Source organism: Thermostichus sp. MS-CIW-36 (assembly GCF_054059035.1).
This window is the reverse complement of record NZ_JBSSBR010000029.1, coordinates 22,034-32,785: the sequence shown is the minus strand read 5'-3', so window position 1 is coordinate 32,785 and position 10,752 is coordinate 22,034. Positions and strand designations below refer to the sequence as shown.

The following is a 10,752-nucleotide window of genomic DNA, read 5'->3' as shown; positions in this document are numbered from 1 at the left end:
CTTGGCTCATAAGTTCATTGTACTTCATCAAAGCGCATTCCTCCCGGCACTGACCCTACGGGTACAGTGCGGGGCTCCTGCGATTTCTAGCTGAACCGAGGCTCACGGTATAGTGGTTCAGGCGAATCCGATGAGTGCAGAGGGATCCCCGCCCATCCTCAACTCAGTCCGGTTGGGTTTAACCCTCGCCAAGGTGTTTGTTGTGGATCTGTGGAGAGGAGATGAATGCTGAAGCCAAAGCGTGCCTCTTGTGGGGGCTCGGATTCCCCCACCGCAAAAGGTTGCCCTGCTGTAGCTTATATAACTTTGGCGCTCTTGGCGCTCAGCTTGGTCGGTTGCGGCGAGGGAACCACTCCCCTGGGCCCACTGGAAAATGTCTTTCTGCGGGCGGATGATTTTGAAATTACAGGGGGATCCCCGGCAGCGGGCGCAGTGGGGCCTTACCTACAGTTCAACATGCGGCGGCAACGGGATAACCAAATCCTAAATCGCCCCCTCAATGTCTATGTGGACAACGCCGGGCTGGCAGAGAGGCGGAATCCCCCTCTGGATAACCAAAACCGCCCCATCCTCTTACAGCGCTCGGTGGCCTTTTTGGGCAATGGCCTGGATTTGAACAGAGATGGCCAGCCGGATCTGCCCCCCAAAGAACCCCCCAGCTTCACCAGTGGCCCGCTGCTGCCCTACGCCCCGCCCAATCAGTGGCAAAGTCGGGCTGCCCTTGCCTATGTTCCCGGACAAGCCAATATCCCCGGACGGGGCCCCAGCGACCGCTTTGGCATCTATTTTTCTTCCATCCTGCCCTACACCGGGCAGCTTCGCTTCCGCGCCCGCGACGAGCTGGGCAATGCCTTTGCCCGCACCTTTGAGGTCACCTATCCGGCAGCAGCCAGCCGTGCCACGGTCACCGTCACCTTGGCCAACCTCACCGCCACTGCCCAAGAGCCGGTTCTCATTGCCATTTGTAACCAGTTGGGAGCTGCTGCCGTGGTGGGCCTGCGGAGTGGCACGTTCACCGAGCTGGTGGATCTCCTGCCGGCCCCAGAGCTGCCGGTGGATCCCATCTTGAGCGAGCCCATCCGCTATGTGGCCGAGGCTTATCAATTGAACCGCGATCGAGCCGTGATCCGTGTCTCCCAAAATCCCGCCGATCCCAGCCGCATGAGCGTTCCTCTACTGGGATCCGAAGGGGCAACCGGTCGGGCAGATCTGACGCTGGTGAACTCCGCAGGGGATCGGCTGACTTGCTTCAACGATCGGCTTTCGGATCTGCGGGATACGTTTTCTGACTTTTTCAGATAGCGATTGATCGCAGTTCTCCACAGAGCCAGTTGGCCGTGAGCTGGCGCCTATGCCTCGGTTTTCTCAGATCGTCTCAAAGTCTGCCGGGGAAGCCTGCAGAAGAAGCTCGAAAAATCTGTTCATAGTGAGCCTTTTTGAACTCTACTTCGCTGCTTCCTTCCGCTGGAACATTCTGTTGCCTTACTGGCAAAATCCGGCCCTAACTTGGGGCTGCCCCCTTTTCCTGTCGGATTGGAGTGCGATATGCTGGTTTTCCACCTCTAAAAGCGTGATTTATTCCAAACTGTTTTGACTCCTATGAATCCCCATCGCTCTCAGGTCTCGGTTCCTATCCTGCAGGAAAACTGGCACTTTCAAGAGCGGGATGCTTGCGGGGTCGGCTTTTTGGTGGATCAGCGGGGAAGAGCCAGCCACGACCTCTTGCAGAAAACCCTTCAGGCTCTCACCTGTATGGAGCATCGGGGTGGCTGTGGCGGCGACGGCCAGAGCGGTGATGGGGCGGGCATTGCAACGGCAATCCCCTGGTCGCTGTTGCAGGCAGAGAGGGAAGAAATTCGAGCTTGGGATCCCACTCACAGCGCGGTGGGGATGGTCTTTTTGCCTCAGGATCCTGCTGAGTGTCAGGCGGTGCAGCAGGTGATCGATGAGTACTTGACCACCACCGACTGGCAGCGGGTGGTTTGGCGGCAGGTACCGGTCAATCCCAATTGCCTGGGGCCGATGGCGCGGCAGACCATGCCCTCCATTTGGCAGATGCTCCTCACCCATCCCACGCTGGAAGGAGACGAGCTAGAGCAGCAGCTCTATCTGTTGCGGCGGCGCATTCGGCGGCGGGTAGAGGCTCGGTTTGGCTTTTATGCTCTGTATTTTGCCTCTTTGTCCTGCCGGGTTGTCGTTTACAAAGGCATGGTGCAATCGGCGGTTCTGGGCCGGTTTTATCGAGATCTGCAAAACCCCCTCTACACCACTGCCTACGCCACTTACCATCGCCGCTTCAGCACCAACACCCTGCCGCGTTGGTCCCTGGCCCAGCCTTTTCGCTACCTTTGCCACAACGGCGAGATCAACACCTACCTGGGCAATGTCAACTGGATGGCCGCCCGCGAACAGACCCTTTCCCATCCCCGCTGGGGTACAGCGGTCGAGGATCTGAAGCCGATTATTGACCCCGGCACCAGCGACTCAGCAGGTCTGGACGCCGTGTTTGAGCTGTTGATTCAGTCCGGCTACTCCACTCAGCAGGCGATGATGGTGCTGATCCCGGAAGCCTATCGCAACCAGCCGGAGCTTCAGGATCACCCGGAAGTGGTGGATTTCTACGAGTTCTTCGGCGGCCTGCAGGAGCCTTGGGATGGCCCGGCGATGGTGGTTTTCTGCGACGGCAAAACCATCGGGGCCACGTTGGATCGCAATGGCCTGCGCCCAGCCCGCTACGCTCGCAGCCGCGATGGTCTGCTGGTGGTGGCCTCGGAAGCTGGCGTGGTTCCTCTGCCGGAGACCGACATTTTGGAAAAAGGGCGGCTAGGCCCGGGGCAGATGCTGACGGTGGATCTGCAGAGCGGGCACATCTGCAAAAACTGGGAGATCAAAACCCAGGTGGCAGCCCAGCACCCCTACGGCGAATGGCTCAAAGCCCATCGCGTTCAGCTCAGCACCCAAGGCTTTGAAAATACCCCTCACCTCTCGGAAGAACAACTGTTACAAGCCCAAACTGCCTTCGGCTACTCCTCGGAAGATGTGGAGATGATCATTGAGGAGATGGCGGCTACGGGCAAGGAGCCCACCTTCAGCATGGGGGACGATGCGCCGCTGGCTGTGCTGTCCACCCAGCCTCATCCCCTCTACGACTATTTCAAGCAGCGCTTTGCCCAGGTCACCAACCCCGCCATCGATCCCCTGCGGGAGAGCTTGGTGATGTCTTTGGATGTGTATCTGGGATCCAAGGGCAACCTGCTGGAGATCCGGCCTGAGCATGCCCGCCTGTTGCAGTTGCGCAGCCCGGTGCTCAACGAAGCGGAGCTGGCTGCCCTACAGCACACTCCTTTCCCCTGCCACACGCTCCCGATTCTCTACCCGGTGGCTGCTGGCCCAGAAGGACTGGCAGCCCAAGTACGGGCCCTTTGCCAGCAGGCGGCCCAGGCGGTGCGGGGGGGAGCTGAGATCTTGATTCTCTCGGATCGCGGCCTCAATGCCGAGCAGGCTCTGATCCCACCTCTGTTGGCAGTGGGCGCTATCCATCATCACCTCATCCAAGAAGGGCTGCGCCTGCAGACCTCTCTGGTGGTGGAGACTGCCCAATGCTGGAGCACCCATCACTTTGCCTGCTTGATCGGCTATGGGGCCAGCGCCGTTTGTCCTTATCTGGCCTATGAAGCTGTGCGGCAGTGGTGGCACAAGCCCAAGACACAAACCCAGATGGCCACCGGCAAGTTGCCCCAGCTTTCCCTGGCCGAGGTGCAACTGAAGTACCGCGCCGCCATTGAGGCAGGGCTGCTCAAGATTCTCTCCAAAATGGGCATTTCTCTGCTCTCCAGCTACCACGGGGCGCAGATTTTCGAGGCCATTGGCCTGAGCCAAGAGGTGATCGACCTGGCCTTCCGCGGCACGGTGTCGCGGGTGGGGGGCATGACGCTGGCAGATCTGGCCCGCGAGGGCATGGTGAATCACCAGCGGGCCTTCCCCGAACTCACCTCGAAAAAGCTGGAGAACTTTGGCTTTATCCAGGCGCGGCCCAAAGGCGAATACCACATCAACAGCCCGGAAATGGCCAAGCTGCTGCACAAGGCCATCGAATCGGGCCAGCCTGCCCACTATGAGATCTACAGGGCCCACCTGCGCAGCCGCACCCCCACCGCGTTGCGAGACCTGCTGGATTTCCGCAGCGACCGGGATCCCATCCCCCTGGAGGAAGTGGAACCGGCATCGGAGATTTTCAAACGCTTTGCCACAGGCGGGATGTCCTTGGGGGCCCTCAGCCGCGAAGCCCACGAGACCCTGGCCATCGCTATGAACCGCATCGGCGGCAAGTCCAACTCCGGTGAAGGCGGGGAAGATCCGGAACGATACCTCCCCATCACCGATGTAGGCCCAGATGGCACCTCGGCCCGCTTTCCCCACCTGAAGGGGCTGCGCATGGGGGACAACGCCAGCTCGGCGGTGAAGCAGGTGGCCTCGGGCCGCTTTGGCGTGACACCGGAGTATTTGCTCAACGCGCGGCAAATTGAGATCAAAATTGCCCAGGGGGCCAAGCCGGGCGAGGGCGGGCAACTGCCGGGCAAAAAGGTCAGCCCCTACATCGCCAAGCTGCGCCGCTCCAAGCCGGGGGTGACCTTGATCTCGCCGCCGCCCCACCACGACATCTACTCCATCGAGGATCTGGCGCAGTTGATCTTCGACTTGCACCAGGTAAACCCCCAGGCACAGGTGTCGGTGAAGCTGGTGGCGGAGGTGGGCATCGGCACGGTGGCGGCAGGAGTAGCCAAGGCCAACGCCGACATCATCCAAATCTCCGGCCATGAAGGGGGCACAGGGGCTTCCCCCTTGAGCTCCATCAAACATGCCGGGGCACCTTGGGAGTTGGGCCTGGTGGAGGTGCATCATACCCTGCTGGAAAACGGCCTACGGCAGCGCTCCATCCTGCGGGTGGATGGCGGCATTCGCACCGGCTGGGAAGTGGTGATGGCGGCCATGCTGGGGGCAGAAGAGTTTGGCTTCGGCACCGTGGCCATGATCGCGGAGGGGTGCATCATGGCGCGGGTATGCCATACCAACAATTGCCCGGTGGGGGTGACCAGCCAGAAGGAAGAGCTGCGCAAGCGCTTCCCCGGCACACCGGATCACGTGGTGACCTTCTTCACGTTTGTGGCGGAGGAGGTGCGCCAAGTCTTAGCCCAACTGGGCTACCGCTCTCTGAAGGAGGTGATCGGGCGGGTGGATCTGCTCTGTCCGCGCGCCGATGCGGTTCTGCAGAAGACCCAATCCTTGAACTTGGAGTGTCTGCTGCGAACTCCCCCCGGTTTTGATCCCAACACCCTGCCCGACTGGTTGGAGCATGAGCCGGTTCACGCCAACGGCCCGGTGCTGGATGAGCAGATCCTGGCTCAGCCGGAGGTGCAGAAGGCGGTGGAGACCTGCGGCACGGCCACGGTGGAGATCCCTATCGCCAACACCGACCGCTGCGTAGGCGGGCGCATTGCCGGAACCTTGGCCCGCTTGTACGGAGATACCGGCTTTGCCCAACAGGGGGGGCAGTTGGATCTGCGCTTTGTCGGCAGCGCCGGCCAGAGCTTTGGCGCTTTTACGCTGGCGGGGATGCGCCTGACCCTGACAGGAGAAGCCAATGACTACGTGGGCAAAAGCATGTGCGGGGGTGAGATCGTCATCTTGGCTCCCGGCGATGCGCCACGGGATCCCTCGGAAAATGTGATCTTGGGCAATACTTGCCTGTACGGAGCCACCGGGGGTTACCTATTCGCCAACGGCCAGGCAGGGGAACGCTTTGCGGTGCGCAACTCGGGAGCGCAGGCGGTGATCGAGGGATCCGGCGACCACTGCTGCGAGTACATGACCGGTGGGGTGGTGGTGGTGCTGGGGCGGGTGGGCCGCAACCTGGGAGCGGGGATGACCGGCGGCCTGGCCTATGTGCTGGATGAGCAGGGCAACTTCCCCGCCAAGGTCAACGGGGAGATCGTGCGCATTCAGCGGGTGCAGACAGCAGCAGCAGAGGCACAACTGAAGAGCCTGATCCAAGAGCACTATCGCCGCACCCATTCCCCCAAAGCGGAGCGCATTCTGCAAAATTGGGAATCCTATTTGCCCCTGTTTTGGCAGGTGATCCCGCCTTCGGAGGAGGGCAGCGAGCTGACGGATCCCTTGCGATCCCAGCCGCTGGCAGTGGAGTCTTAAGGATCTCTCAGAGCCTGCCGGTAACACTTCTTATCCCCACGACGGCCAGAGAGGCTGGTAAACTGCGAGAGTATACCTGGCCTTTTCATCCGCTTTAAATCACTATGAGTCCCAGTTTGCAAGCTGCTCAAACTCAAGCGCGAGTGCCCACCGAGACCATCCTGACGCCGCGCTTCTACACCACCGATTTCGAGGCCATCGGCAAAATGGGCTTAGGGGATCGAGAGGCCGATTTCCGGGCCATCCTGCAGGAGTTTCGCGCCGACTACAACCGCCATCACTTCGTCCGGGGTGAGGAGTTCAACCAAGACTGGGAAAGCCGCCTGGATCCGCAGGCGCGCCGGTTGTTTGTGGAGTTCTTGGAGCGCTCCTGTACAGCCGAGTTCTCCGGTTTTCTCCTCTACAAGGAGCTGTCGCGCAAGCTAAAAGAGACCAACCCCGTTTTGGCCGAGTGCTTTGCCCTGATGAGCCGCGATGAGGCCCGCCATGCCGGCTTTCTGAACCGCGCCATGGGCGACTTCAACATGGCCTTCGACCTGAGCTTTCTCACTAAGCACAAGTCTTACACCTATTTCGCGCCGCGTTTCATCTTCTATGCCACCTATCTCTCGGAGAAGATTGGCTACTGGCGCTACATTCTCATCTACCGCCACCTGGAGGCCCACCCCGAGGATCGCGTTTACCCGATCTTCAACTTCTTCAAGAACTGGTGCCAGGACGAGAACCGCCACGGCGATTTCTTCGCGCTGATGCTTCTGAGCCAGCCCAGGCTGCTGCAGGGGTGGGTGGCCAAGCTGTGGTGCCGCTTCTTCTTGCTGTCGGTGTTCGCCACCATGTACCTCAATGATGTGGGAGAGCGCCCCGATTTCTACCGCCTCATCGGCTTGGATCCCCATGCTTATGACATGGAGGTGATCTACAAGACCAACCGCGAGGCGGCCAAGGTGTTTCCGGTGGTGTTGGATGTGGAAAACCCTGAGTTTGTGCGGCGGCTGCAGAAGTGTGTGGCCAACAACGCCAAGCTGAGGGAGATTGCCCGGGGATCCGGCCCCTTCAAGGGTTTGCGCAAGCTGCCCCTCTACTTGGATAACTTCTATCAGTTTTTGCGGCTGTTCCTCCTGAAACCTCGGAAAGCTGGCTTCTACCTGTGGGAGCAGCCGGAGCCCCGTTTTGAAGGAACGGCTGTTTCTGCTTGAGCCGTCTTGCCCTCAGCTTGGTACCCGTACAGCCTCATAGGTCAGCCATGAACATTGCCGCTGAGATTACGCCGCTCTTTTTGCTGGGAACGCTGGCCTTTTTGGGTTGGGGCTTCTGGAGAGCCCGTCGGCGGGGATCCTTAGCCGTTTGGGTGTGGTTACAGGGATCCCTGCTCTTGTTGCCGTGGGTGGTTTTCCTGGGGCTGTTGCTGCTGGGAATCTACCTCAACTTTGCCGGTTTCCTGCTGCTGTTGCTGGTGTTTACGGGGCTCTACATTGCCGTGGGGCGCAAGACCCGCCAGTTGGCCCAGCAGGAGCTGCAGGCGCGGCGGCAGCAGCTGGCCCAGTTGGAGGAGCAGCCAGAAGTTGCAGCAGAATCGCCGGCGCGGGCTGCGGCGGAGCCAACAGTGGTTCTTCGCAGGATCTCCGCTGAGGATCTGCAGGCCATTCAGTCCATCTTCAGCCTGGACACCTTCTTCGTTACCGAGACCATACCCTACGGAGAGGGGGCAATCTTCAAGGGCAACCTGCGCGGGGAGGCGGAGGTAGTGGTGCCGCTGCTTTTGGGAAGGCTAAAGGAGCGGCTGGGCAGCCGCTACCAACTGTTTTTGGTGGAAGATGCCTCCGAAAAGCCGGCGGTGGTGGTCTTGCCGGATGAGATTGTCAACTACCGAGCCTCAAGAGGGGCGCAGATCCTGGCAGCCGGCTTGCTGCTGGCTAGCTTTCTTGCCACCCTGGAGGTGGGAGCCAATCTCTTGGGCTTCCGGCTGCTGGATGCGCCAGGGCGCTGGGTGGAAGCCCTGCCGGTGGCAGCCGGGATCTTCGCCATCTTGCTGGTGCACGAGACCGGACACCGCTGGATGGCGGGCAAGTACGGCGTGCGCCTCAGCCCTGCTTTTGTTATCCCCAGCTTGGGGATCGGCACGCTGGGATCCCTAAACCGCATCCAATCGCCGGTGCCCAGCCGCAAGGCCCTCTTCGACATTGCCTTTGCCGGCCCGGCAGCGAGCGGGATCCTGTCGCTGCTGGTGCTCTTGGCTGGCCTGAAGCTCTCCGGCTCCGAGGGTCTGTATGTGCCCACCGAGATCTTCCGCAGCTCCATCCTAGTGGGCACTCTGGCCCGGCTGGTGCTGGGATCCCAGTTGCAGGCGGAGCTGGTTCCCATTCATCCTTTTGTTGCCGTGGGCTGGATTGGCCTGGCAATCACCGCCTTGAGCCTGCTGCCGGCAGGGCAGCTGGACGGGGGTCGCATTGTGCAGGCGGTGTACGGGCGGAAGACGGCGGCCCGCGCCACCTTCATCACCCTGATTGCCTTGGCGGTGGCGGCCATCAGCAACGTCTTGGCCCTCTACTGGGCGCTGCTGATCCTGTTCATCGCCCGCGAGCCAGAGCGTCCACCGCAGGATGAGATTACTGAAACCGACGGTCAGCGGGATGCTTTGGCATTGCTGGCCCTCTTTTTGATGGTCATGACCCTGTTGCCGATTGCTCCGGCCTTGGCGGGCTTTCTCAATTTCCCCAACGGCTGATGGGTTAGAGGCCCAGGATCCGCCGGCGAGAGGAGCTCACTGTGTCTGGACCGGGGAAAGGCTTTGGCCTAGGCAGAGCTGGAAAGGACAGAGGAGAGCACCTGCAGCGTCTGTTGGCCCAAGCCGTTCGCCATCACCAGGCAGGGCAATGGCCACAGGCTGTCTCACTTTACCAGCAGGTGCTGCAAGCCCAGCCCACCCACCCCGAGGCACTGCACCTCTTGGGGGTCTGTCGGCAGCAACAGGGATCCCTGGACGACGCGATTGCCCTGATCCGGCAGGCCCTTGCCCACCAGCCCTGGTTTCCCGACGCCCACTTTAATTTGGGAATTGTTCTCAAGCAGGGGGGGCCGGACGCGGAAGTTTTGTACCAGCTGGGGCTGGTGCTGCGGCAGCAGGAGGATTTGGAGGCGGCCCTTGTCCCCTTGGGACAGGCCCTGGAGCTGCAGCCGGACCTTTGCCGATGCTGCCTACACCTTGGCCATCCTGCTGCGGGATTGTGGCCGGGAGGAGGAAGCGGCGGAGCTGTTCTACCAACTCTGGCAAGCGGATCCCGCCGACTTGGCCGCTGCCCTGGGGTGGTGTGTGAGCCAGTTGCCCTTGCTGTACGCCTCGGCAGACCAAGTTCCCGTGGCCCGGGAGCGCTACCGCCAAGCCCTACAACAGGTAAAGGCCCGCTGGGAACAACTGCCGCGGGATCCCGAAACCCTGGAGCGAGCAGCTGCCGGGATCGGCTCCGTCCAACCCTTCTTTTTGCCCTACCAAGGCCAGAACGACCGCAATCTGCAGCAGCTCTACGGATCCTTGGTGAGGGACGTGATGGCGGCCCGCTATCCCCAGCCCTCCGTCCTCTGGCAGCGACATCCTGGCCGAGTGCGGGTGGGCATTGTCTCCGGCCTGTTTCGGGATCACTCCGTTTGGAAGATCTTGACTCGCGGCTGGGTAGAAGCCCTGGATCGTGCTCAAGTGGCCCTCTACGGCTTCCACACCTCTCCCGTTCACGATGAAATCACCCAATCCCTACCCCCCTATTTCGAGCGCTTTGTGGCCGGATCCCGCAGCTTGGAGGAATGGCAGACGGCCATTCGAGAAGCCCAGTTGGATGTGATCCTGTATCCCGAAGTGGGGATCGATCCCGTCTGCACCCCGTTGGCCGCCTTGCGTTTGGCCCCCGTGCAGGCCATGGCCTGGGGACATCCACAAACCTCTGGGCTACCCACCATCGATGTTTTCCTGAGCAGCGAGCTCATGGAGCCGCCGGACGGGGCCGGCCATTACACCGAGCAGCTCCTGCCCCTGCCTGGCATCGGCACCTACTATATTCCCCTAGAAGTTGACCCCGCCCCTGTGGACTGGCAAGCTTGGGGAGTGGATCCCGACAGGGTGCTTTACCTCTGCGCCCAATCCCTATTCAAGTACTTACCTCAGTACGACGAGGTGTTCCCCCGCATCGCCCGGGAAGTGGGGAAGTGTCAATTTCTATTTTTGCGGGGCCGCCTCTCCCAAGGGATCCGCGAGCGCTTTTGGCAGCGGCTGCGACGAGCCTTTCAGGCCTATGACCTAGCTGCCGAAGAGTATGTGGTGCTCCTACCGGAACTGATACATTCACGCTGAACTCTCCTGAACATGGTTCAGGAAAGAAGCGATCGCATCCTGCCTATCTCTGAGCAGGAAGGCGGTATCCCGCAAAGCCCTGAGGAATACCCCCCGAGCGCTTTCCCCCTTCACTTCCCGGCAACCGTTGCGGTGGACTCAAGGATCAGGGGGAAACTTGGTCTACTATATCCCTCTCAATGACTTTTGCCAAACCGCCTAAAGCT

The 10,752-nt window shown here is 60.9% G+C and carries 5 protein-coding genes and 1 pseudogene; all 6 read left to right on the top strand.

Annotated features, from left to right (window positions below):
- The first annotated feature begins 225 nt into the window (after nucleotides 1-225).
- The 6 genes and pseudogenes from ACVWVQ_RS11665 to ACVWVQ_RS11640 all read left to right on the top strand — a co-directional run bounded on the left by ACVWVQ_RS11665 (nucleotide 226) and on the right by ACVWVQ_RS11640 (nucleotide 10,546).
- Nucleotides 226-1,302 (top strand): hypothetical protein, encoded by a 1,077-nt coding sequence (locus tag ACVWVQ_RS11665; protein ID WP_414356803.1) that lies wholly within the window; start codon nucleotides 226-228, stop codon nucleotides 1,300-1,302.
- Nucleotides 1,303-1,599: 297 nt separating this feature from the next.
- A complete protein-coding gene (locus ACVWVQ_RS11660; protein ID WP_457508591.1) occupies nucleotides 1,600-6,207 on the top strand; it encodes a glutamate synthase-related protein in 4,608 nt (1,535 codons plus the stop codon).
- A 104-nt stretch (nucleotides 6,208-6,311) separates the two neighbouring features.
- On the top strand, nucleotides 6,312-7,403 hold the full coding sequence (acsF, locus tag ACVWVQ_RS11655; protein WP_457508589.1) for a magnesium-protoporphyrin IX monomethyl ester (oxidative) cyclase: 1,092 nt from the start codon (nucleotides 6,312-6,314) through the stop codon (nucleotides 7,401-7,403).
- Between the two features lie 47 nt (nucleotides 7,404-7,450).
- The gene (locus tag ACVWVQ_RS11650; protein WP_457508587.1) at nucleotides 7,451-8,932 is read left to right on the top strand and encodes a site-2 protease family protein; all 1,482 of its coding nucleotides are present in this window, start codon (nucleotides 7,451-7,453) and stop codon (nucleotides 8,930-8,932) included.
- Nucleotides 8,933-8,973: 41 nt separating this feature from the next.
- A pseudogene (locus ACVWVQ_RS11645) lies at nucleotides 8,974-9,342 on the top strand (tetratricopeptide repeat protein); the annotation flags it as partial.
- A gap of 7 nt (nucleotides 9,343-9,349) precedes the next feature.
- Nucleotides 9,350-10,546 carry a hypothetical protein gene (locus tag ACVWVQ_RS11640; protein WP_457508596.1) on the top strand — a complete coding sequence of 399 codons (1,197 nt, stop codon included), beginning with the start codon at nucleotides 9,350-9,352 and terminating at the stop codon, nucleotides 10,544-10,546.
- Nucleotides 10,547-10,752: the final 206 nt, after the last annotated feature.

Bases quoted from the DNA above. Each gene is read 5' to 3' on its own strand.
- ACVWVQ_RS11665 (WP_414356803.1), top strand. From the start codon at position 226: ATGCTGAAGCCAAAGCGTGCCTCTTGTGGGGGCTCGGATTCCCCCACC.
- ACVWVQ_RS11660 (WP_457508591.1), top strand. From the start codon at position 1,600: ATGAATCCCCATCGCTCTCAGGTCTCGGTTCCTATCCTGCAGGAAAAC.
- acsF (WP_457508589.1), top strand. From the start codon at position 6,312: ATGAGTCCCAGTTTGCAAGCTGCTCAAACTCAAGCGCGAGTGCCCACC.
- ACVWVQ_RS11650 (WP_457508587.1), top strand. From the start codon at position 7,451: ATGAACATTGCCGCTGAGATTACGCCGCTCTTTTTGCTGGGAACGCTG.